Below are 20,770 nucleotides of genomic sequence, written 5' to 3'. Positions count from 1 at the left end.
CATGGCCGCGCCCGTCTATGGCCGCATGGCGGTGATCGGCTGCGGCCTGATCGGCTCCTCGGTGATCCGCGCCGCGCGGGCCTCGGGCGCCGTGGGCGAGGTGGCCGTGGCCGACGCCTCGGACGCCGCCCGCGCGCTGATCGTCCAGCTGGGCTACGCCGACCAGGTGACCGCCGACCCGGCCGAGGCCTGCGCCGGCGCGGACCTGGTGGTCTTCGCCGTGCCGGTGATGGCGATGGGCGAGGCCGCCCGCGCCGCCGCGCCCGGTATCAAAGCCGGCGCCACCGTCACCGACGTGGGCTCGGTGAAGGCCGCCGTCGCCGAGGCGCTCGGCGCCGCCCTGCCGGACAGCGTCTTCATCGTCCCCGGCCACCCGATCGCCGGCACCGAGCAGTCCGGCCCCGACGCCGGCTTCGCCGAGCTGTTCCAGAACCGCTGGACCATCCTGACGCCGCAGCCCGGCCGGACCGACGCGCTCTACCAGGACGCCGTCGAGCGGCTCACCGACTTCTGGACGGCGCTGGGCGCCAATGTCGAGCTGATGGACGACCGCCATCACGACCTCGTCCTGGCCGTCACCAGCCATCTGCCGCACCTCATCGCCTACAACATCGTCGGCACCGCCGCCGACCTGGAAGGCGTCACCCGCGGCGAGGTGATGAAGTACTCCGCCGGCGGCTTCCGCGACTTCACCCGCATCGCCGCCTCCGACCCGACCATGTGGCGCGACGTCTTCCTGGCCAACAAGGACGCGGTGCTGGAGATCCTGGGCCGGTTCACCGAGGACCTGCAGGCCCTGTCGCGCGCCATCCGCTGGGGCGAGGGTGACAAGCTGTTCGAGCTGTTTTCGCGGACCCGCGATATCCGACGCGGCATCATCGCCGCCGGCCAGGAGAGCGCGGCGCCCAACTTCGGGCGCGATCGGCGACCGGCTGACGCACCCCCCGCGTCAGACACAAATTAGCAACAGATTTGGCGCTCGATCGCCCCATGAGCGACGAGCAGGAACGCGTCGGTTTCGAGGCCCTGGCCCAGGCGGGCGCGGATGACGACGGCGCCGCCCGCGGCCTCGGCGCGCGGCTGAAAGCCTCTGCCCAGCCGGCCGACCTGAAGGCCCTGGCCGCCCTCTGGATCAACGGCGCCATCGCCGCCCCCGAGCGCCTGCCACACGTCTACGACGCCGTCGCCGAGGGTTATCTGGGGCAACCGATCGGGGCCAAGCCCGTGCCCACCGACATCCGCCTGCCGCCGGAGCTGATCCAGCGGGCCTTCTGGCGCGACCTCTGGGCCCTGCTGGACGAGCCGCGCGGCGGCCTGGGCGCGCTCAACGTCACCACCAAGACCGCGGCGCTGGCGGGCCTGGCCTCCGGACACATGCAGATCCGCATCGGCAAGGCGTGCCTGGCCTACCCCGGCGTGCCGAAGGCCGTGGCGCAGGGCTATCCCAAGCACTTCACCCTGGAGGCGCTCGCCCGCTGCCCGGACGGCTCCCTGGGCGCCGAGTTCCACGCCCAGATCGTCGACAACGGCTTCGACCTGGAGGTGCTGGACCGCCAGGCGCTGGGCGTCGACAAGATGCCGCCGCCGCTCGACTACCTGAACGCGCGCATCCTGCAGTGCCACGACCTGTGGCACATCGTCGGCGGCTACCGCACCACCGCTCTGCACGAGGTGGCGATCTCGGCTTTCCAGCTCGCCCAGTTCGGCCACCACTATTCGGCGATGTTCTTAGGCATGGTCATGACCCGCATCGCCTTCGAGCGGCCGGAAGGCGGCCCGCTGATGCTCGAGACCATCCTCACCGCCTGGGCCCACGGGCGGCGCACGCCGCCGCTCCTGCCGGTTCCCTGGGAAGCCGTCTGGGACCAGCCGGTGGACGCCGTCCGCCAGCGCCTCGGCGTCACCCCCTACGTCTCGCCCTTCCCCGCCGACCTCTTCGAACAGCTCTCCGTCGCGGCTTAGCCACGGACGCACTGACACGCGAGGGACTTGCCAGCGCAAATATTCATCCCTAGAGGTGAATAATGCTTGACGCCACTCTCACCGCCCTGGCCGACCCGACCCGCCGCGCGATCCTGGCGCGGCTGGCTGAGGGCGAGGCGCGGGTGACCGAGGTCGCCGCCCCCTTCGCCATCTCGCTGAACTCGGTCTCCAAGCACATCCGCATGCTGGAGCGCGCCCAGCTGGTCCGCCGCCGCGTCGCCGGCCGCGAGCACATCCTGACCCTCAATCCGCGCGGCCTGGACGAGGCCGCCCGCTGGATCGACGAGCAGCGCGCGCTCTGGGCCTGGCGCCTGGGCGAACTCGACACCCTGCTGCAGGAGCCGAACGATGGCTGAGCTCACCGTCACCCACACCTATGCCGCAGTCCCCGAGCGGGTGTTCGACGCCTGGCTGGACCCGGCCATCGCGGGCCGCTTCCTGTTCGCCACCCCGACCGGCGAGATGATCCGCGCCGAGGTCGACGCCCGGGTCGGCGGCGCCTTCACCTTCGTCGACCGCCGCCCCGACATGGGGGACGTCCTGCACACCGGCGAGTACCTGGAGATCGACCGCCCCAGGCGCCTCGCCTTCACCTTCGGCGTCCCCCAGTTCGACCCCGGCTTCACCAAGGTCGTGGTCGAGATCGTCCCCACGTCCGCCGGCGGCAGCACGCTCACCCTCACCCAGTCCGACGTCCCCGATCAGTGGGCCGACGGCTCCAAGGACGGCTGGGGCAAGATCCTGAGCGCGCTGGAGGGCGTGGTGACCATCTAGATCCTCCCCTCAGGGGGAGGTGGCGCGAAGCGCCGGAGGGGGTTCCATCCGCTGATTCAGCAACACCCCACATCCCAAAGGCCGGAGAGGAAACCCCCTCAGTCGCTACGCGACAGCTCCCCCTGAGGGGGGAGCGCCTTTCTCACCCAAAAACGAGCCCACCCCCTCGATCGCCTCCACCAGGCCCACGCGCTGCAGCTCCACCCCGGCCGGCAAGCCCGAGAACAGCCGGGTCGGGGACGCCGGGTCCAGCATCACGAACACCCCCTTGTCGTCCGCCCGCCGGATCAGCCGTCCGAACGCCTGGGCGATGCGGCCGCGGGCCACGGCGTCGTCGTAGCCCTTGCCGCCGAAGCGCAGCCGCCGGGCCTTGTGCAGGATGTCGGGCCTGGGCCACGGCGCGCGGTCGAACACCAGGAGCCGCAGGCTCCGCCCCGGCACGTCCACCCCGTCGCGCACCGCGTCGGTGCCCAAGAGGCAGGCGTCCTCCTCCGCCCGGAAGATGTCCACCAGCGAGCCCGCCTCGCCGTCGATGTGCTGGGCGTAGAGGGCGATGCCCTTGTCGGCCAAGGGCGCGGCGATCCGCTCGTGCACCGCGCGCAGCCGGCGGATCGCCGTGAACAGCCCCAGCCCGCCGCCCCCAGCCGCCAGGAACAGCTCCCGCATCGCCGCCGCCACCTGGCGCGGATCGTCCTTGCCCACGTCGGTGACCACATAGCACCGCGCCTGGGACGCATAGTCGAACGGCGAGGCGAGCTTCAGGGTCTTCGGCCGCTCCGCCAGCCGCGCCGCGCCGGTGCGCATCTCCGCCAGCGCGAACGGGTCGTCCAGCGTCGCGTCGGCTAGGGTCGCCGAGGTCACCAGCACCCCGTGCGCCGGCGCGATCACCGCATTGGTCAGGGGCTCGGTCGGGTCGACCCAGTGCCGCCGGCAGGCCGCATCCACCACCCGGCCATAGAGGAAGGTCGCGTCGAACCAGTCCACGAAGTCCGGGTCGTCCTCGGCGTCCTCGTCGATGGCCCGCAGCATCGAGCGCCAGGCCGGCAGCGCCATCCGCGCGCGCCGGTCGATGCCGCGCAGCGCGCCCTCGATCCGCGCCCGCGACGCCGGCTCCAGCGTCGCCGCCTCATCGTCCAGCACGTCTTCGAGCTTCCGCGCCAAGGCCACCAACGGCGCCTCGATCTTCGCCAGCGCCGCCGCCGCCTGCCGCGCCGTCTCCCGCACCAGGTCGAGCGCCGGCCGCGCGGCGCACTCCATCCCGACCTCGCTGGGCGCCGCCCGCGCCCGCAGCTGCTCCATCACCGCCACCAGAAAGTGCTCGATCGGCCCGATCGGGTTCACCTCCCCGTTCGGCGGCGCGATCCGCCCCGACCAGCCCTCGCCCGGCAGCGCCGCGGCCGCGTGGGTCGCATCCGCCAGCGCGCTCTTGGCGTCCTCATAGTCGCCCAGCACTTCCAGCAGCCGCGCCTCCAGCCCCCGCCCGCGCCGCCCGCGCCCCTCCGGCCCGCGGATCCAGCGTCGCAGCTCCGCCGCCTCCGCCCCCGACAGCGCCGCGGCGAAGGCCGAATCCGCCGCGTCGAACAGGTGGTGGCCCTCGTCGAAGACGATGCGCTTGAGCTGCGTCGTCTCCCCGTCCGCCTTGCCGCCCCGCGCCGCCCGCGCCCCGTCGAACGCGGCCTGGGTCAGCACCAGGGCGTGGTTGGCGATCACGATGTCGGCCCGCCGCGAGCCGCGGATCGCTTTTTCCACGAAGCAGGTCCGATAGTGCTGGCAGCCGGCGTGGATGCACTCCCCGCGCCGGTCCACCAGGTTGGCGGGCGAGGCCTGGCTCACCGGCCCCACGGCGAACAGCCCCGGCAGCCAGGACGGGAAGTCGCCGCCGGTCATGTCCCCGTCGCGGGTCGCCCGCGCCCACCGCGCCGCCAGCGCCATCCCCACCAGATCGCCGCCGCCCAGTTGGGCCGCGTTCACCGCCTCCTGGAAGTTCAGCAGGCACAGGTAGTTCTCGCGCCCCTTGCGCACGACGACGCGGTTGCGCCGTGGGGTTGCCCCCCCGCTGGGGGAGCTGTCGCGAAGCGACTGAGGGGGTCCGCCCCTCGGAGAGGGCGGATAGATCGAATGGCTCTCCCGCTCGATCTGCCGCTGCAGGGCGCGCGTGTAGGTCGAGACCCAGACCGCCGGCCCGTTGGCCTCCGCCCACAGGGACGCCGGCGCCAGATAGGCCAGGGTCTTGCCGATCCCCGTGCCAGCCTCGGCCAGCATCATCCGCGGCTCGCCCTCCCTGTCGCGGGGCTGGAAGGCCCAGGCCGCTTCGGCCGCGAACTCGACCTGCGCCGGCCGCGCCTCGTCGAGCCCCGAGCGCCCGAGCAGCTCGCGCAGCCGCTCCGCCGCCGCCTCGGGCAATATGGGCTTCGACCCCGCCTCGCCCGGCGGCGCCTCGCCCTCCCACTCCGGCAGCCGCGTCCAGACGTCGAGCCCGGAGGTGCGGAACATATTCCCCACGGCTTGCGAGCGCAGCGCCGCGATCGCCGCGGTCCCCCAAGGCCACCCGGCCCGCGCCAGGGTCTCCGCCACCGCCAGCGCCTCTTCCCGCGACGGCTCCGGCGCCGCCGCCAGCTCGGCCAGCAGCAGCCCGCACACCGCCCGCAGCGCCACGGCCTGCGCCTCCGCCCCCTTCGGCTCGGCCATCCCCATCGCCTGAGCCAGCCCCGCCGCCGACGGCGCGCAGAACCTTCCTGGCCGCACAAAGGCGAACAGCTCCAGCGCGTCGAACACCCGTCCCGACCGCGCCGGAACATGCGTCGCCAGCCGCCGCGCCGTCATCGCCGCATGCGCCACCAGCACCGGCCATTGCTCGAACAGATCCCGCGCATCCGGCGCCCGCAACGCCTGCGGCCCGGTCGCGTCAGCCACCGCCGCGCGGGGGCCTGGCAGCACGACGAGGGCTGGGGCCAGATCGAGGGTGGCGGGGACGCTGGTCACCCGAGGGTTCTACCGCGGAGTCGGGGCGGAACGGAATGGGAACCGTGTGCATGAGCGATGCCGAAATGAAATGCCACGTCACCGCCGCGATCCCTTCGGCGCCTCGGCGTCTATGGGTCCCGGTCGTCGCCTGCGGCGGAACCGGGATGACACCCGATATTATCCCGCAAGGAAATCTTAGGCCTATCGCCGCTACTCTGGCGTCCAAAACGCCCGAGGAGGCGCCGCGATGTCCATGCGAACGACGAATTTGCGCCGCACGCTGCCCGACCATTTCGAGCCGGACGACGCGTCCGACCCCAAGGCCCAGCGGCAGCTGCGCGGCCAGCTTGAGCAGATCGACTACACCGCCTATGCGGCCAACAAGGAGGTGATGAACGCCGTCCTGGGCCGCGCGGACGCCAAGAAGTTCCAGCGCCTGGGCCTGGCCGCGGCGCAGGCCCGCGCCAAGTGGACGGCGACCGCGCTCGCCGCCACCGAGGACGGCCGCCTGCCCGGCCCCGCCCAGATCGACGAGATCGCCCGCCTGCGCGTGGCCTACGAGGAACTGACCGAGGCCTACGACGCGCTCCGCCGCATGGTCGAACGCGGCTACCTGGCGTACGGGGCCTGAGCGCGAAGGTTAGCCCCCAAATCCGTTTTCCTCGCGTAAGCGGGGGCCCAGGCGTTTTTGTTGCTGAGCTCGAACCGCAAAAATCCCATCCACGCCTATCCGGGAAACGGAAAAGCCTGGGTCCCCGCTTGCGCGAGGAAAACGGTGTCTGGTCCTGGCCCTAGGCCTTGATGTTCAGCCGCGAGCCCGGGCTCGAACTGGCGCTGCTGGACGACGACCCGCCCTCGTTGTCCGGGGCGCCGCTGGTGGTCACCGACTGCACTACGCCCTGGGCGTTGGTCACCGTGGTGGTGATGGTGCCGTCGGGATTGGTGACCGAGGTCGTGGTGGTGGAGCTGGAGGAGCTCGAACCGCCGGACCCGCCTGCGCCCTTGCTGGCGCCCGAGCCGCCGGACGGCGGCGTCGGGGTGATGGCGCCCAGCGGCGAGGCCGCCGCGCTGGTCAAGCTGCTGATCGCGCCGATGCCGCTCATGGCCACGCTCCACTCACTACGGAAAGGAGTCTCCGCCCAACGGTCTAACGAAACGATAAGGAACAGGGTTAACGGGCCGGGGCCAGCCGCAGGATCTCGCTGGGGCTCTCGTCGGTCAGCACATAGACCAGGCCGTCGGGGCCCTGGCGCACGTCCTTGGTGCGCTTGCAGCGGTCCATGAGCAGCTTCTCCTCGCCGACCACGCGGCCGCCCTTCAGCTCCAGCCGCACCAGCTGCTGGCCGGACATGGCGCCCACGAAGACGTCGCCCTTCCAGGCCGGGAAGGCCTTGCCGGTGTAGAAGGCCATGCCCGAGGGGGCGATCGACGGCGTCCAGTAGTAGACCGGCTGTTCCAGGCCCGCCTGGGCGGTCTTGCCGTCGTTGATCAGGGCGCCGGAGTTCTGGCGGCCATAGCTGATCAGCGGGAAACCGTAGTTGCCGCCGGACTTGATGCGGTTCAGCTCGTCGCCGCCCATGGGCTCGTTCTCGGCCACCCAGAGCTCGCCGGTGGCGGGGTCGAGGTCGGCGCCTTGGATGTCGCGGAAGCCCACGGCGTAGAGCGCCGGATTGGCGCCGGCGATCTTCAGGTAGGGGTTGTCCTTGGGGATCGAACCGTCGGCGGCGATGCGCAGGATCTTGCCGCGCGGATCGGTCATCGACTGCGGGTTGGGCCCGCCGGAGGCGACCTCGCCGGACGCGATCAAGAGCGTGCCGTCCTTGGCCTGCACCAGGCGGCGCGGCGTCAGCCACGGGGCCTCATAGATGGTCTTGGCGTCCTCCAGGCTGCGCTCGTCGGCGGACAGCCGGGCCTTCAGGATCTTGCCCACGAAGGGCTCGCCCTTGGCCGGCGGGGCGGCGGTGTAGCCGTAGTAGACGATGCGGTTCCTGGCGAAGTCGCGGTCCAGCACCGGGCCGGTGTTGCTGGTGCCCATGACGCCGGCGATAGCGGGCGTCCCGGCCAGGGGCTCGGAGACCTGGCCCTTGGCGTCCACCGTGCGCAGGCCGCCGGACCGCTGGGACAGCAGCAACTTGCCGTCCGGCAGGAAGGCGATGCCGACCGAGCGGTCGAGGGTGGCCAGCACCTCGACCTTGAACGGCGCCTTGGACTTCACCTGCGGCGCGTGGGTCTGGTCGGGCCGTGCCGGCGTCGGCGCATAGCCGTCCTTGGCGTTGCGGTTGGCGCCGCAGAGGCCGGTGATCCGCGCGTTCTCCGCCGCCGAACCCGCGACGCCGGCATAGTCCGGCCCCGGCGCGAAGGCCGCCGCCGCCGCCGCCGCCGGCTGCGACCAGGCGCCCGCGCCCGGTGTGAGGCTCAGCGCCAGGGCGAGGCCCGTCATGGCGCGCGCGGCGCGAAGGTCGATGAACATGGCGGCTTCCCTGGTTTCCCGGCAGGGAAGGTCTCACGGCGTCGCTGCGCGATCCAGCGGATAGAATGGCCTGCGGTCAGGCGGCCTTGATCGCCCGCCAGCGGAAGCCGTCGAGCGGCATGGCGCGGGTCGGACCGCCCGGGCGGGTCGCCACCCAGGCGCGGCCTTCCTCCAGCGCCATCACCCGGTAGATCGGCAGGCCGCCGGCGTCGGCGGAGACCAGGTCGCCGGCTCGCACCGGCTGGGCGGCGGCGAGGTCGAGCGGAGTCCAAGCGACAGTGCGGGCGTTCATCGTCTCATCGTCTCGTTGTCGCCCTGATGCGGGCGGTTCGAGCGAGAGGTTGCGCCCCAGGCGCTGAGGCCAGGCTGAGCCGGCCGTTTAGCTGGCGTTCAGATGAGCAGGGCGCGGCGAGCCCACGACGCGCGCAGTGAATCTTTGGCGATCCGCCGGTTCGCGGCCTAAGCTTTCGGCGTGGGATGAGCAGGGGCGTTCAATGCGGATTCGGGAATTGGCGGCGGCGGGGCTGGCGCTCGTCCTGGTGACGGTTGGGGCGACGGCGGGCGCGGCGGACGCGGCCTCGCCCAAGGAGAAGGTCCGCGCCTGGCGCCAGGCGCACGAGAAGGAGATCCTCGCCGACTTCTCCACCCTCCTGGCCATGCCCAACGTCGCCACCACCCTGGCCGACGTCGACCGCAACGCCGCCTACATCCAGGGCCTGCTGCAGCAGCGCGGGTTCGAGACCAAGCTGCTGCGCGCCGCGCCCGGCACGCCGGCCTCGGTGTTCGGCGAGTTGAAGGTCCCCGGCGCCAGGCGGACGGTCACCTTCTATGCCCACTACGACGGCCAACCGGTTGGTCAGAAGGGCTGGATCTCCTCGCCTTTCGAGCCCTCGATGCGCACGGCCCTGCCCGAGGCCAGGCCGGTGGACTGGAAGGCCGCGCCCGCGCTCGACCCGAACTGGCGGCTGTTCGCCCGCGCGGCCGGCGACGACAAGGGCTCGATCCAGGCCCTGCTCTCGGCCTTCGACGCGCTGAAGGCCGCCGGGATCAAGCCCACGGTGAACATCAAGCTGCTCTACGAGGGCGAGGAGGAGCAGGGCTCGCCCCACTTCGCGGGCCTGGTGGCGCAGAACCTGGAGACGGTGCGCGGCGACCTGCTGATCATGGGCGACGGGCCGATGAGCCAGACCGGCAAGCAGCAGATCAACTTCGGCAACCGCGGCATCGTCGGCTTCAAGGCGACGGTCTATGGGCCCCTGAAGCCGCTGCACGACGGCCACTACGGCTCCTGGGCGCCGTCGCCGACGGTGATGATCGCGGGCCTGGTGACCAGCCTGCGCAACGACAACGGCGACATCCTGATCCCCGGCATCTACGACGACGTGAAGCCGGTCTCGGCGGCGGACAAGGCGGCGCTGGCGGCCCTGCCCGACGTGGAAACGGGACTGAAGCAGGCCCTGGGCCTCGGCCGCAACGTCGGGCCCGCGCGCCTGGCCGACGGCTACATGCGCCCGACCCTGAACGTGCGCGCCGTGCACGGCGGGGACGACGCCCCCAGCGCCGCCAACGCCATCGCCACCGAGGCCAACGCCTCCTTCGACTTCCGCCTGGCGCCGGGCGAGACGCCGCAGCGGGTCCGCGGCCTGACCGAAGCCTACCTCGTCAAGCAGGGCTGGTTCATCGTGCGCGACACGCCGGACCTGGCCACTCGCCTGGCGCACCCGAAGATCCTGCGCGTCGAGTGGGATCCGGGCGAGTCCATCGCCACGGAGTCGCCCATGGAGAGCCCGGCGGCCCAGGCGGTCGCGGGCTCCATCAGCCGCACCGTCGGCTATCCGGTCCTGCGCCTGCCGTTCTCGGGCGCGAGCTCCGGCATGGCCGAGATCGTCAACCAGCTGAAGGCGCCGATGGTCGGCGTCTCCATCGCCAACTACGACGACAACCAGCACGCTCAGAATGAGAACCTGCGCCTGGGCAACCTGTGGGACGGGATCGAGGTCTACGCGGGCCTGCTGGCGGACCTGGACTGGTAGGCGGCGGTTCAGGCCCGGGCGTGGAACCGGATCGGCATGGCCTTCGGGCCGGAGATGAAGTTGGACGGCAGCCACGCCGGCGGCGCGGCGAGTTCGAAGCCGGTCATCCGGCTCAGCACCTCCGCCAGCATGGCGTCGATCTCGATGCGGGCGATGTGCTGGCCCAGGCAGCCGTGCGGGCCGGTCCCGAAGGCGATGTGCGGATTGGGATCGCGGGCGAGGTCCAAGACCTCCGGGCGGTCGAAGGCGCCCGGGTCGCGGTTGGCGGCGCCGAAGTACATCACCACCTTGTCGCCCTCGCGGACCTGCTGGCCGGCGAGCTCCAGGTCATGCTTGGCGGTGCGGCGCATGTAGATCACCGGGCTCGTCCAGCGCAGCAGCTCCTCCCGCGCCGTGGGCAGGCGCCCAGGCAGATCGGCCAGAAGCCAGTCGAATTGCTCGGGATGCTCCATCAGGGCCAGGAGGCCGCCGGAGAGCAGGTTGCGCGTGGTGTCGCCGCCGGCGTCGACCAGGAGCAGGAAGAACAGCAGGAACTCCATGTCGTCGAGCCGGCGGCCATCCACCTCGCAGGCCAGCAGCTTCGAGGCCAGGTCGTCGCCCGGCCGGGCGCGCTTCTCGGCGATCACGCCCTGACCGTACTCGAACATCTTCATCACCGCCGCCCCGCCCGCGCCCGGCGGCAGGGCCTCCGGCGCGGTGTGGATGGTCTCGGTCAGCTTGTAGAGCTCGCGCCCGTCGCCCGGCGGCAGGCCCATCAGCTCGGCGATGACGAAGGAGGGCATCTCGCCGGCCACGTCGGCCACGAAGTCGCACTCGCCGCGGTCGATCACCGCATCGACGATCTGGCGGGCGAGCGCCTGGATACGGTCCTCGCGCAGGCGCGCGGCGGGCAGGGTGAACTCCGACCGGATCAGCTTGCGGAACGCCGTGTGCTCCGGCGGGTCCATCATCAGCATCATCTTGTAGGGCCCGAAGCCGGCCGCCTGCTCGGCCGCCGGATCGGCGATCATGATGGTGGGCTCCGACGAGAAGGCCTGGAAGTCGCGGTCGACGGCCCAGACGTCAGCGTGGCGGGTCACCGCCCAGAAGCCCCGGCCTTCGCCCGGCTCCTCGTGCCAGCGGACTGGCGCGTGCGCGCGCAGCCAACGGTACTGGTCGTGCGGCTGGCCGGCGGCGAAGCTGCCCGGCGACAGGAGGTCTATGTGCATGACGCCCGCCTATTTGCTGATCCGCGACAGCTCGAACTCGGCGACGCCCTCGTGACCGCGCAGGTGGCCGGCCAGGTCGTCGAAGCAGCGCTCCGTGCCGCCGATGATGTTGCCGCTGAACTCCATCACCGCCCCATCGTGGCTGAGCGAATAGCTCACGTCGCGCAGGCTGACGCCAAAGCCGCCCAGCATGGCCAGCAAGCCGTCCTTGTCGGGCGCGGCCGTGGCGCGGAAACGAAGCACCGCCCAGGCGTAGACCTGGGTCGGCAAGGCGTCCTCGACCCAGCGCATGACCACCAGGGTCGCGAACACCCCGGCTGTCGTCATGGCCCCGGCCGCGTAGTCGCCGACCCCGAACAAGAGGCCCACCGCCGCCATCGCCCAGACCGAAGCCGCCGTGGTCAGGCCCTGGACGTTGACGCCCTCCTTGAAGATCACCCCGGCGCCCAGGAAGCCTATGCCGGTCATCACCCCCTGGGCCATCTGCGGCTCATGGGTGACCAGCATGGTCGAGGCCGCGGCCAGCGCCACCAGGGCGTGGGTGCGGAAGCCCGCGGCGCGGCCGTGGTAGCTGCGTTCCGCGCCGATCAGCCCGCCGGCCAACCAGGCGGCGCCGAGCTCCATCGCAATCTGGGCATAGGTCTCAGTCATGGCGTAGGCTGAAGATGCCCAGGAGGACGTCCCCATGTCGAGCCGCGAACCGTTGCTCAACCCCGTGCCGATCAAGTCGCTGCGGCCGACCCAGATCACCGTCGGCTACCGCGAGGTCGGGGAAAAGCGCCGCGAATGGCGCGAGCGGGCCAAGGAGCACGGCGACCACAAGCTGGGGGTATACCTGGGCCAGCACATGATCCCGGTGGTGCGCGGGCCGAAGGCCGAGTCCTACGTCATCGACCACCACCACCTCTGCCGCGCCCTCATGGAGGAGGGCGTCAAGGAGATCGCCGTCAACGTGGTCCTCGACCTCGGGGCGCTGAAGATGAGCGAGTTCTGGACCTTCATGGACAACCGCGCGCTCTGCCACCCCTACGACGCCGCGGGCGCGCGGGTGGGCTTCAAGGCGATCCCGGCCAAGATCGCCGACCTGCACGACGATCCCTACCGCAGCCTGGCGGGCGAGCTGCGCCGCGCCGGGGGCTACGCCAAGGACGTGACGCCGTTCAGCGAGTTCATCTGGGCCGACTTCCTGCGCCGCCGAGTGAAGGCCAAGCTGGTGGCCGAGGACTTCGGCTCGGCCCTGACCCGGGCCCTGAAGCTCGCCAAGTCGCCGGAGGCCGGCCACCTGCCCGGCTGGTGCGGCCCCAACTCCGCCGACTAGGCGCCCTGCCCCAGGGATGATAGCTCGCGCGCCCATGGCCCACCGCACCCTGTCCGGCGCTCTCGCCGTCCTCGCCCTCGCCGCAGGCCTGAGCGGCTGCACGACTCCGGTGGAAAATCCGGGGACCAGCCAGGCGATCCTCGACGCGCGGGCCAGCGCCAAGGCCCGCGGCGCCGGCTGCACCGCCGGCGGGCTGGAGAGCATCTCGCCGGTGGGCGCCGACTTCCCCTTCGACGACGCCCAGGTGACCGAGGTCGGGCTGAAGCGCCTGCAGGCCGCCGCCCACTGGCTGGGCTGCAACCCCGGCGTCGAGGTGGTGATCCTGCCGCAGGCCGACAGCCGGGGCGAAAAGGCCCACCTGGACGACCTCGCCAAACGCCGCGCCGACGCGGCCGCCCTGGTCCTGCGCGACGCCGGGGCCAAGGACGCCGTCATCCGCATCGTCGCCCGTGACGCCCCCGACCCGGTGACGGCGCCCCACCTGGTGATCAGCGCGCGCGGGCGGGGCTGGTAGCGCGCGTCCCATCCGCGCATTACCGCGAATTATCTTTTCCCGGCGACCGTACGGCGTGAAAAGGGGGCCGCAGACGGATTCGCGCTGAGGGGCCGCCCGTCGTCCTGGAGTCCGAGCGCTTGATCGCCCTTTTCGCCGCCGCAGCCATGGCGCTGCCGCCGACCGACTTCTCGTCGCGCCTGCCACCGATCACGCGCGAAGCGCAGATCACCTATGTCGACCGCTCCGGCGCGGTCATCGGGGTCCGCGGCGGCAAGTTCGCCCCGCCCGTGGACCTGACCCGCGTGCCGTCCTACGTCCCCGCCGCCTTCGTCTCAATCGAGGACCGACGGTTCTACGAGCACTCGGGCTTCGACCCCGTGGGCATGGCGCGCGCGATGATCGCCGACCTGGAAAAGGGCAAGGCGCGCGAGGGTGCGTCGACCATCACCCAGCAGTTGGCCCGCAACCTCTACCTGTCCGCCGACCAGACGATCGAGCGCAAGGCCGACGAGCTGGTGATCGCGGTCAAGCTGGAGCAGACCTATTCCAAGAAGCAGATCCTGGCCCTGTACCTCAGCCGGGTCTACTTCGGCTCCGGCGCCTATGGGCTGGAGGCCGCCTCCCAGCGTTATTTCAACAAGCCGGCCGCCAAGCTGACGGTGCGCGAGGCCGCGATGCTGGCCGGCATCCTGAAATCGCCCACGGCCTACGACCCCGCCGACAACCCGGAGAAGTCCGCCGAACGGACCAAGCTGGTGCTGGACGCCATGGTCGAGACCGGCGCGATCAGCGAGGCCGAGCGCGACAAGGCCATGGCCCAGACGCCGAAGGTCTGGAAGCAGGCCCCGAATGCGCCGGCGCAGTACTTCGTCGACTGGTTGGACGGCCAGACGCGGGCGACGATCGGCAATCCACGCCAGGACATCGTCGTCGAGACCACCCTGGACCTGCCGGCCGAGATCGCCGCCAGCGACGCGGCCAAGGCGGCGACCGCCAAGTTCGCCAAGCAGGGCGTCAGCCAGGCCGCGGTGGTCTCCCTGGACGGCTCGGGCCGGGTGCGGGCCATGGTCGGCGGCGTCGACTACGCCAAGGGCCCGTTTAACCGCGCCATCGACGCCCACCGCCAGGCGGGATCGGCCTGGAAGCCCTTCGTCTACACCGCCGCCATGGAATCCGGACGCACGCCGGATCTGATGGTGGTCGACGAGCCGGTGACCATCAACGGCTGGTCGCCGCACAACGTCGAGCCGACGTTCATGGGCCAGATCACGCTCGAGACGGCGCTGGCGCACTCGGTCAACACCGTGGCCGCGCGGCTGGCCGACGAGGTGGGTCGCGACAACGTCGCCGCCGTCGCCCACCGCATGGGCATCGTCAGTCCGATCAACACCGACCCGGCTATGGCGCTCGGCACCTCGCTGGTGACGCCCTTCGAGATGGCCCAGGCCTACGACACCTTCGGCAACGGCGGCTATCGCATCAGCGCCTATGGCATCGAGCGCATCCGCACCGCGTCCGGCCAGGTGCTGTTCCAGCACAAGCCGCAGCTGGCCGCGCTCGCCGTCGCCAATCCGCCGCTCGACGAGATGCAGCGGATGATGCGCACGGTCATGATCTCCGGCACGGGGACCCACGCCAACGTCCCCGGCTACGACCTGGCCGGCAAGACCGGCACCACCTCCGACTACAAGGACGCCTGGTTCTGCGGCTACACCGGCGGGATCACCACCGTGGTCTGGACCGGCCGCGACGACGCCAAGCCCATGCTGAGGATCATGGGCGCGAGCGCGCCGTCGGAAATCTGGCACGCCTATATGGCCGCGGCCCTGAAGCGCCTGCCCAACGGCCCGATCCCGCCCGGGCCGCCGCCGCCCCTGCCGGTCGTCCCGACCCCGGTGGAGACGCCGCCCGCGCCCGAGCCGGTCCCGCAGGCCACGCCGACCGCGCCGGCGGCCTGACGCGCCAGCCCCAAGCGGAACCAAGCGGTCAAGCTTGCGGTTGTCTTGTCCGACTTTCGCTTGAAGAAGGACGGACCCATGAAATCTGCAACCCTCGCCTTGGCCTGCGCCGGCGTGCTGGCCCTCGGCCTCAGCGCCTGCAACAAGGACCGCTCGGCCACCGCCGACACCGGCACGGCCAAGGCCACGGTCTCGACCGACGCGCCGGCCTCAGCCGTCCCGCCCGCCCAGTTGCAGACCCAGGCCGTCGAAGCCGCCACCGCCGCCTCGACCCCGGTCGACGGTTCGGGCCCGGTCACCTCGCAGACCCCGCCCGTGCCCGCCTCGACGCCGGCCAAGAAGTAGCCAGCGAGAGGTCGGTGCGCGCCCGTGGAGGGTGCGGCGCCGCCTTGGCGGATCACATCGGAACGTGCTGAGGTGGCTCCGGGATAAACCTGAGCCGGAGCGCCATGACGCCCTACAGGATCGGTGTGATCGGCCTGGGCCAGCGGATCGCCCACGTGCTGGGGGCCATGGCCGAGGTGGGCTGGCCGCTGGAGCTGGCCGGCCAGGTCGACCCCGCGCCGGTGGGCGCGCCGATCCTCGAGCGGTTCGGCATCCCGATGGGCCGCGACTTCGCAAGCCCGCAGGCGTTGCTGGCGGCCGGGCCCTACGACCTGGTGATGATCGGCTCGCCGAACCACCTGCACTTCGAGCATATCGGGGCGGCGCTGGACGCGGGGTTCCCGGTGTTCGCCGAGAAGCCGATCGTACGGACGCAGGCCGAGAGCCTGGCGCTGGCGAGCCGGCTGGCCCAGGCCTCACGAAGGAAGGGCGGCGGGCCGCCGCTGTTCATCGGCCTGGTCATGCGCTCCATGTCCATCGTGCGTGACGTGATCCGCCGCATCGACGCCGGCGAGCTCGGCGAGGTGATCTCCATCGACGCCACCGAACACCTGCCGCCCGAGCACGGCGGCTACTTGGCGCGCAACTGGCGGCGGCGGCAGGCGTGGGGCGGCTCCTACCTGCTGGACAAGGTCTGCCACGACTTCGATATCTTCGGCCGCCTCGCCGGCGCGCGCCCGCGGCGGGTGGCGAGCTTCGGCGGCCGGCGAATCTTCACCGTCGAAAGGGCCGAGATCGCGCCCCGCATCTGGAACGATGGCGAGGCGGCCTATGCGCTCCGCGACGCCGGCTGGATGGGCGCCAACGACGCCTTCCAGTCCGACATGGACGTGACGGACCACCAGACCGCCATGGTCGAGTACGAAAACCAGGTGCGGCTGTCGTTCCACGCCAACAGCCACGTGGGGCTGAGCGAACGGCGCTGGTACGTGGCCGGGACCGAGGGAACGCTGATCGCCGACCTGGTCCGCAACCGGCTGATGGTTCGCCCAGCGCTCAGCCGCGCCAAACCCGAGCGGATCGACTTCGGCGAGCGCACCAAGGACGCCCACAACGGCGCCGACCAGTCCATGGCCCGCGACCTCCTGGCCAGCCTGCGCGACGGCGCGGCCTTCCCGGTGACGCCCTTCGACAGCTTGGAGGCCGGGCTGACGGTCATGGCCATCGACGAGGCGATGGCGTCAGGGGAAATGCTCGACTGCCGGCCGATGTGGGCGCGCTATGACGCCGCCGTAGCCAGCGCCGCGCCCAGCAGGTCCTGAAGCCGCGGCGTCCGCGGATAGGGCTCGTGCCGGTACTGGCGGAAACCCTCGGCGGTCTCGCAGCCGAAGTCGCGGCCGCGGCGGCGCGACCACGCCTCCATAGACCCCAGGTGATCGTCGATGCCGTGCTGGCGGGCGACCCACTCGGCCTGGCTGACGTGGGCCGAGAGCATCCGGCGCTTGGCCTCAAAGCCCTGGGCGATGTCGCAGCCGAAGTCGGCCACGATCCGGCGGCCCTCGCGGTCGCGCCCGCCGATCGGGTCCATGAAGTAGAGGTGCGGGATCGAGGCCAGCGGCTCGGAGGCGCCCGTGCGGTAGTTGGGCACGGAGGACGCGAAGCAGGCGTCGCGGACCAGCTCGCTCGCCGCTTCGTGGTCCGGGTGATAGTCCGCCGGCGAGGCCGCCAACACCACGTCGGCTCTGGCCCAGCGGATCAGCTCGGTGGCCGCCCGGCGCGAGGGATCGTCGTTGAACACGCCCAGGTCCGGCAGGTCGGCGCAGCGGTACTCGGCCCCGATCAGGGCCGCCGCGGCCGCGGCCTCGGCCTTGCGGATGCGGGCGGTCTCGGCCAGGTCCGTGGAGGCCGAGCCGCACTCTCCGGCGGTCAGGGTGGCGAGGCGCACGGTGTGGCCCTGCCCCGCCAGGATCGCCAAGGTCCCCGCGGCCAGGTGCTCGATGTCGTCGGGGTGGGCGTGGACCGCCAGGATGGTCGCCATGGCCCTGGATTAGGCCAGACGCGGGGCGAACGCCACCGCTCCGCGGGGCCGAAGCCGGCGGCTCCGGTCGTCCGGCTCAGTTGTCGTTGAGGGTGGGCGTCAGGGCGCCGGTCAGGCCTCGTCGTCGAGGAGCGAGGCGACCTGCTCGGCGAGATCGCGCGGGTTGAAGGGCTTTTCGACGGTGAGCGCGCGGTCGACCCCGAAGCGGCCGGCGTGGGGACCCTGGCCGGAGATGTAGACCACCTCGATGTCGGCGTTCAGCCGCCGCGCGCTGCGCGCCAGGTCGAAGCCGGTGACGCCGGTCCCCAGGTTGATGTCGGTGACCAGGGCCGCGAAACTGCGCGCCTCGCGCTCCAGGGTGTGGGCGGCGGTCTGATCGTCGAGCGCTACGGTGACACTGAAGCCCGCTGCGGCGAGCGCGTCGCGGGCAAGCTCCGCGATCTCGCGTTCATCCTCGACCAACAAGACACTGATCATACGCTGACTCCGAAGATCCGTCGCTTACCCGACACAACTCATGGCGGCAATTCAAAGGCCAGCTGAAACAAACAATTGATCGCGCCTCGATGCGCCGCCGGAACCGCCGACGGCCCACGGTGTTCTCAGCAGCCTCGTTCGCGCAGGGAGTTTGGCGATGGCCCGCAAGCCCGCGGCCCGTGAGCCCAAAGACCGCAACTGGTCGGCCAAGGTCACCGAGACCAGCGACGCCCTGGACCTTGAGCCCAAGGTCTTCGAAAGCGACAGACCCAGCGAGATCGCCGCGTCGCTGAAGCGTTCGGCCGAGCACAGTCGGCGGCGCAAGGGCAGGCCGTTCCAGTCGGCCATGTCGATGCTGACCTTCTACATCAACCGCGCCGGCAAGAGCCTGCCCGCGTCGCGCAAGCGAATCCTGGAACAGGCCAAGGACGAGCTGCGCGAGCAGTTCCACCGCCCCGTCTAGGAGACCGTCATGAAGCTCTATCTCGCCCCGGGGGCCTGCAGCCTCGCCGACCACATCGCCCTGCACGAGGCCGGCGTCGCCTTCGACCGGGTCAAGGTCGACCTGAAGACCAAGCGCACCGAGGACGGCCGTGACTTCAACCAGATCAACCCCAAGGGCTACGTGCCGACCCTGGAGTTCGACGACGGCCAGGTGCTGACCGAGAACATCGCCATCCTGAGCGTCGTCGCCGAGCGGACGCCGCAGTTGGGGCTGGAGGGCGGCCCGTTCCGCCTGTTGGAGATGCTGTCATTCATCTCCACTGAGATCCACAAGGGCTTCAAACCCCTCTTCAAGCCTGACGCGACGCCCGCCGAAAAGCAGGCCGCCGGCGAAATCCTCGGGAAGCGGTTCGGCTATCTGGCCCAGCGGATGGACGGCGACTATCTGTTCGGCAACCGTTTCACCGTGGCCGACGCCTACATCTTCGTCATGTGCCTGTGGGCGCAGAAGAATGGCCTGGACCTGCCCGCGCCCCTGCCGGCGTTCGTCACCCGGATGAAAGCCCGGCCCGCCGTGCGCCTGGCCCTGGAGCATGAGGGGCTGGCGGAGCCGACGGCTTCCTAACGGGGCCGTTCAGCCAGCGTTCAGTTTAAAAATCATAGAGTTAGAGCATGAACACTTCGGCATCTCAGCCGTTTACTGCTCACAAGGAGGCCAAGATGAGAAAGACTCTGACGGCCGCTCTCGCGGCCCTTACCCTCGGTGGCGCCATCAGCGCCGCGGCTGTCACCGGCGCCGAAGCCCGCCCGTTCTATCACCACGGCGGCGGTCACGGCGGCGCGGTTGTGGCCGGCGTCGCGGGCCTGGCGCTGGGCGCGGCCCTCGCGTCCAACCACCCGTACTACGGCTATGGCTATGGGCCTGGCCCGTACGCCTACGGTTACGGCCCCGGCTATTACGGCGGGACCTGCTTCACCACCCGTTGGGTGTGGGACCCCTATGCGGGCCGCCGCATCCCCGAGCGCGTGCCCTTCGCCTGCTAAAGGCCTGAGCCCACAGACGCCTAATCGGTGGAGGGCCTAACCCTCCACCGCGAAGGTCAGGCCGGCGTTCGCCTCAAGGCGTTCGATCAGCTTCGACCCCATGGCCGCGCCCGGTGTCCAGACACCGCCGGGCGCGGCCTTTGCGTCTCTGACCAGGCAGATCGCCGCCTCGGCCAGCATCTTCGAGGTCGAGCCGTAGCCGGGATCGCGGTCGCCCTTCACCGAGACCTTCACCTTACGCCCGTCCGGCGCGACGCCGACGAACACCACGTCGAAGAAGCCCGCCTCGCGTTCGGCCTTCGACGGCCCCTCGCCCGGCTTCGGCGCGCCCGCGCCCATGTCGAAGGCGGCCGGCGCCCCCGGCATGACCACCGCCATCTCGTCATAGGCGAAGTCCGTCCCCCAGGGGTGGCCCATCAGCGCGTTGGAGCGGTGGACGTTCTTGGTGTTGATCGCCGCCATCATGAAGGGACCGACCTCGGCGCCCAGGTCCTCGTCATGCTCCACCGCGTTGCCGGGCGGTTGCGGCGGGCCCTGAAAGCCGGGGGTCAGGGCGAAGGGATTCATCATCAGGGCCATCAGCGACGGGTCCTTCTGGATCGCCGCCATGGTCGCCGCCCCGCTGGCCGCCGTGCCGCCGGAGAGCCCGCCCTGCATGGCGCGCAGCCGGCCTTTCACCCGCGGCACATAGGCTCCGAGCTTTGCCTTGGCGGTCTCTTCCGCGAAGAAGACGCCGAGCTCGAAGGGGATGGAGTCGAAGCCGCAGGAGTGCACGATCCGCGCGCCCGAGGCCTTGGCCGGGGCGTCGTACCTGCGGACGATCTCCGCCATCCAGTTGGGCTCCCCGCAGAGGTCCAGGCAGTCGGCCCCCGCCGCCACGCAGGCCGCCACGAGGGGCTCGCCATAGAGCTGGTAGGGTCCGACCGTGGTCACGACCGCCTTGGCGCGGCGGACCATGGCTTCGAGGCTCGCCGGATCGTCGGCGTCGGCCACCACCAGCGGCGTCTCCGCCGGCAGGCCGAGTTCGTCGCGCACCTGCTCCAGCTTGGCCTGGCTGCGCCCGGCCATGGCCCAGCTGACCTCGCCGCCCACGCCATAGCGCTGGCCCAGGTACTCGGCCACCAGCCGCCCCGTGTAACCGGTGGCGCCATAGACGATCAGGTCGAACTCGGCGTTGGGGTTCATAGGCAGGTCTCCAATAGGACGGCGCGGACCTTGCCTATAATTTACATCGTATAC

At 71.1% G+C, this 20,770-nt stretch carries 23 protein-coding genes; 14 read left to right on the top strand and 9 right to left on the bottom strand.

What is annotated here, in order from left to right; genetic code table 11:
• Position 1 precedes the first annotated feature (1 nt).
• From E8A49_RS01690 to E8A49_RS01675, 4 genes are all read left to right on the top strand, one after another.
• Positions 2–964 carry a prephenate/arogenate dehydrogenase family protein gene (locus E8A49_RS01690; RefSeq protein WP_293375685.1) on the top strand — a complete coding sequence of 321 codons (963 nt, stop codon included), beginning with the start codon at positions 2–4 and terminating at the stop codon, positions 962–964.
• Positions 965–990: 26 nt separating this feature from the next.
• Entirely contained in the window at positions 991–1,962 is a 972-nt protein-coding gene (locus E8A49_RS01685) for a Coq4 family protein (protein ID WP_293375683.1), read from the top strand.
• 62 nt (positions 1,963–2,024) lie between these two features.
• Positions 2,025–2,339, top strand: coding sequence for a metalloregulator ArsR/SmtB family transcription factor (locus E8A49_RS01680; RefSeq protein WP_293375681.1), 315 nt, complete (start codon positions 2,025–2,027; stop codon positions 2,337–2,339).
• Entirely contained in the window at positions 2,332–2,757 is a 426-nt protein-coding gene (locus E8A49_RS01675) for an SRPBCC domain-containing protein (protein WP_293375679.1), read from the top strand. The genes E8A49_RS01680 and E8A49_RS01675 overlap by 8 nt, the downstream gene beginning before the upstream one ends.
• A 105-nt stretch (positions 2,758–2,862) precedes the next feature.
• On the opposite strand, the gene E8A49_RS01670 is transcribed toward E8A49_RS01675, so the two are convergent.
• On the bottom strand, positions 2,863–5,739 hold the full coding sequence (locus E8A49_RS01670) for an ATP-dependent DNA helicase (RefSeq protein ID WP_293375677.1): 2,877 nt from the start codon (positions 5,737–5,739) through the stop codon (positions 2,863–2,865).
• Positions 5,740–5,968: 229 nt separating this feature from the next.
• On the opposite strand from E8A49_RS01670, the gene E8A49_RS01665 reads away from it, so the two are divergent.
• Positions 5,969–6,352: a hypothetical protein gene (locus E8A49_RS01665; RefSeq protein ID WP_293375675.1), complete on the top strand. Its 384-nt coding sequence runs from the start codon at positions 5,969–5,971 to the stop codon at positions 6,350–6,352.
• Between the two features lie 160 nt (positions 6,353–6,512).
• Here E8A49_RS01665 and E8A49_RS01660 read toward each other — a convergent pair whose 3' ends face one another.
• From E8A49_RS01660 to E8A49_RS01650, 3 genes are all read right to left on the bottom strand, one after another.
• Positions 6,513–6,824 (bottom strand): hypothetical protein, encoded by a 312-nt coding sequence (locus E8A49_RS01660; protein ID WP_293375673.1) that lies wholly within the window; start codon positions 6,822–6,824, stop codon positions 6,513–6,515.
• A gap of 68 nt (positions 6,825–6,892) precedes the next feature.
• Entirely contained in the window at positions 6,893–8,191 is a 1,299-nt protein-coding gene (locus E8A49_RS01655; RefSeq protein ID WP_293375671.1) for a PQQ-dependent sugar dehydrogenase, read from the bottom strand.
• A gap of 76 nt (positions 8,192–8,267) precedes the next feature.
• Positions 8,268–8,483: a hypothetical protein gene (locus E8A49_RS01650; protein ID WP_293375669.1), complete on the bottom strand. Its 216-nt coding sequence runs from the start codon at positions 8,481–8,483 to the stop codon at positions 8,268–8,270.
• 202 nt (positions 8,484–8,685) lie between these two features.
• Between E8A49_RS01650 and E8A49_RS01645 the strand changes: the two genes are divergently transcribed.
• On the top strand, positions 8,686–10,224 hold the full coding sequence (locus E8A49_RS01645; RefSeq protein WP_293375667.1) for a M20/M25/M40 family metallo-hydrolase: 1,539 nt from the start codon (positions 8,686–8,688) through the stop codon (positions 10,222–10,224).
• Positions 10,225–10,232: 8 nt separating this feature from the next.
• On the opposite strand, the gene E8A49_RS01640 is transcribed toward E8A49_RS01645, so the two are convergent.
• Positions 10,233–11,432, bottom strand: coding sequence for a cytochrome P450 (locus E8A49_RS01640; protein WP_293375665.1), 1,200 nt, complete (start codon positions 11,430–11,432; stop codon positions 10,233–10,235).
• Between the two features lie 9 nt (positions 11,433–11,441).
• Complete coding sequence (locus tag E8A49_RS01635) at positions 11,442–12,083, bottom strand: MgtC/SapB family protein (RefSeq protein ID WP_293375663.1); 642 nt, start codon at positions 12,081–12,083, stop codon at positions 11,442–11,444.
• A gap of 34 nt (positions 12,084–12,117) precedes the next feature.
• Here E8A49_RS01635 and E8A49_RS01630 point away from each other — a divergent pair, with 34 nt between their 5' ends.
• From E8A49_RS01630 to E8A49_RS01610, 5 genes are all read left to right on the top strand, one after another.
• Entirely contained in the window at positions 12,118–12,750 is a 633-nt protein-coding gene (locus tag E8A49_RS01630) for a ParB-like protein (protein WP_293375661.1), read from the top strand.
• Between the two features lie 34 nt (positions 12,751–12,784).
• Positions 12,785–13,264, top strand: coding sequence for a hypothetical protein (locus E8A49_RS01625; RefSeq protein ID WP_293375659.1), 480 nt, complete (start codon positions 12,785–12,787; stop codon positions 13,262–13,264).
• Positions 13,265–13,383: 119 nt separating this feature from the next.
• A complete protein-coding gene (locus E8A49_RS01620) occupies positions 13,384–15,204 on the top strand; it encodes a transglycosylase domain-containing protein (protein ID WP_293375657.1) in 1,821 nt (606 codons plus the stop codon).
• A 78-nt stretch (positions 15,205–15,282) separates the two neighbouring features.
• A complete protein-coding gene (locus tag E8A49_RS01615) occupies positions 15,283–15,549 on the top strand; it encodes a hypothetical protein (RefSeq protein WP_293375655.1) in 267 nt (88 codons plus the stop codon).
• 104 nt (positions 15,550–15,653) lie between these two features.
• Positions 15,654–16,850 (top strand): Gfo/Idh/MocA family oxidoreductase, encoded by a 1,197-nt coding sequence (locus tag E8A49_RS01610; protein WP_293375653.1) that lies wholly within the window; start codon positions 15,654–15,656, stop codon positions 16,848–16,850.
• Here the strand turns inward: E8A49_RS01610 and E8A49_RS01605 are convergent.
• Positions 16,808–17,566 carry a PIG-L family deacetylase gene (locus E8A49_RS01605; RefSeq protein WP_293375651.1) on the bottom strand — a complete coding sequence of 253 codons (759 nt, stop codon included), beginning with the start codon at positions 17,564–17,566 and terminating at the stop codon, positions 16,808–16,810. The genes E8A49_RS01610 and E8A49_RS01605 overlap by 43 nt on opposite strands.
• Before the next feature lie 111 nt (positions 17,567–17,677).
• Positions 17,678–18,043, bottom strand: coding sequence for a response regulator (locus E8A49_RS01600; RefSeq protein WP_293375649.1), 366 nt, complete (start codon positions 18,041–18,043; stop codon positions 17,678–17,680).
• Positions 18,044–18,200: 157 nt separating this feature from the next.
• Here E8A49_RS01600 and E8A49_RS01595 point away from each other — a divergent pair, with 157 nt between their 5' ends.
• From E8A49_RS01595 to E8A49_RS01585, 3 genes are all read left to right on the top strand, one after another.
• A complete protein-coding gene (locus tag E8A49_RS01595) occupies positions 18,201–18,506 on the top strand; it encodes a DUF3175 domain-containing protein (RefSeq protein ID WP_293375647.1) in 306 nt (101 codons plus the stop codon).
• Between the two features lie 9 nt (positions 18,507–18,515).
• On the top strand, positions 18,516–19,112 hold the full coding sequence (locus E8A49_RS01590) for a glutathione binding-like protein (protein WP_293375645.1): 597 nt from the start codon (positions 18,516–18,518) through the stop codon (positions 19,110–19,112).
• 95 nt (positions 19,113–19,207) lie between these two features.
• Positions 19,208–19,531, top strand: coding sequence for a hypothetical protein (locus E8A49_RS01585; RefSeq protein ID WP_293375643.1), 324 nt, complete (start codon positions 19,208–19,210; stop codon positions 19,529–19,531).
• A gap of 36 nt (positions 19,532–19,567) precedes the next feature.
• Here the strand turns inward: E8A49_RS01585 and E8A49_RS01580 are convergent, their stop codons facing one another.
• Positions 19,568–20,716 carry a saccharopine dehydrogenase NADP-binding domain-containing protein gene (locus tag E8A49_RS01580; RefSeq protein WP_293375641.1) on the bottom strand — a complete coding sequence of 383 codons (1,149 nt, stop codon included), beginning with the start codon at positions 20,714–20,716 and terminating at the stop codon, positions 19,568–19,570.
• Between the last annotated feature and the right edge of the window lie 54 nt (positions 20,717–20,770).

This window comes from Phenylobacterium sp. (assembly GCF_004799515.1).
In the GTDB taxonomy this organism is placed as follows: domain Bacteria; phylum Pseudomonadota; class Alphaproteobacteria; order Caulobacterales; family Caulobacteraceae; genus Phenylobacterium.
The sequence above is the reverse complement of the archived record's forward strand: the minus strand, read 5'-3'. Positions and strand labels throughout refer to the sequence as shown.

Coding starts and splice junctions, on each gene's coding strand:
- E8A49_RS01690 (WP_293375685.1), top strand. CDS start 2: ATGGCCGCGCCCGTCTATGGCCGCATGGCGGTGATCGGCTGCGGCCTG.
- E8A49_RS01685 (WP_293375683.1), top strand. CDS start 991: ATGAGCGACGAGCAGGAACGCGTCGGTTTCGAGGCCCTGGCCCAGGCG.
- E8A49_RS01680 (WP_293375681.1), top strand. CDS start 2,025: ATGCTTGACGCCACTCTCACCGCCCTGGCCGACCCGACCCGCCGCGCG.
- E8A49_RS01675 (WP_293375679.1), top strand. CDS start 2,332: ATGGCTGAGCTCACCGTCACCCACACCTATGCCGCAGTCCCCGAGCGG.
- E8A49_RS01665 (WP_293375675.1), top strand. CDS start 5,969: ATGTCCATGCGAACGACGAATTTGCGCCGCACGCTGCCCGACCATTTC.
- E8A49_RS01660 (WP_293375673.1), bottom strand. CDS start 6,824: ATGAGCGGCATCGGCGCGATCAGCAGCTTGACCAGCGCGGCGGCCTCG.
- E8A49_RS01655 (WP_293375671.1), bottom strand. CDS start 8,191: ATGTTCATCGACCTTCGCGCCGCGCGCGCCATGACGGGCCTCGCCCTG.
- E8A49_RS01650 (WP_293375669.1), bottom strand. CDS start 8,483: ATGAACGCCCGCACTGTCGCTTGGACTCCGCTCGACCTCGCCGCCGCC.
- E8A49_RS01645 (WP_293375667.1), top strand. CDS start 8,686: ATGCGGATTCGGGAATTGGCGGCGGCGGGGCTGGCGCTCGTCCTGGTG.
- E8A49_RS01640 (WP_293375665.1), bottom strand. CDS start 11,432: ATGCACATAGACCTCCTGTCGCCGGGCAGCTTCGCCGCCGGCCAGCCG.
- E8A49_RS01635 (WP_293375663.1), bottom strand. CDS start 12,083: ATGACTGAGACCTATGCCCAGATTGCGATGGAGCTCGGCGCCGCCTGG.
- E8A49_RS01630 (WP_293375661.1), top strand. CDS start 12,118: ATGTCGAGCCGCGAACCGTTGCTCAACCCCGTGCCGATCAAGTCGCTG.
- E8A49_RS01625 (WP_293375659.1), top strand. CDS start 12,785: ATGGCCCACCGCACCCTGTCCGGCGCTCTCGCCGTCCTCGCCCTCGCC.
- E8A49_RS01615 (WP_293375655.1), top strand. CDS start 15,283: ATGAAATCTGCAACCCTCGCCTTGGCCTGCGCCGGCGTGCTGGCCCTC.
- E8A49_RS01610 (WP_293375653.1), top strand. CDS start 15,654: ATGACGCCCTACAGGATCGGTGTGATCGGCCTGGGCCAGCGGATCGCC.
- E8A49_RS01605 (WP_293375651.1), bottom strand. CDS start 17,566: ATGGCGACCATCCTGGCGGTCCACGCCCACCCCGACGACATCGAGCAC.
- E8A49_RS01600 (WP_293375649.1), bottom strand. CDS start 18,043: ATGATCAGTGTCTTGTTGGTCGAGGATGAACGCGAGATCGCGGAGCTT.
- E8A49_RS01595 (WP_293375647.1), top strand. CDS start 18,201: ATGGCCCGCAAGCCCGCGGCCCGTGAGCCCAAAGACCGCAACTGGTCG.
- E8A49_RS01590 (WP_293375645.1), top strand. CDS start 18,516: ATGAAGCTCTATCTCGCCCCGGGGGCCTGCAGCCTCGCCGACCACATC.
- E8A49_RS01585 (WP_293375643.1), top strand. CDS start 19,208: ATGAGAAAGACTCTGACGGCCGCTCTCGCGGCCCTTACCCTCGGTGGC.
- E8A49_RS01580 (WP_293375641.1), bottom strand. CDS start 20,716: ATGAACCCCAACGCCGAGTTCGACCTGATCGTCTATGGCGCCACCGGT.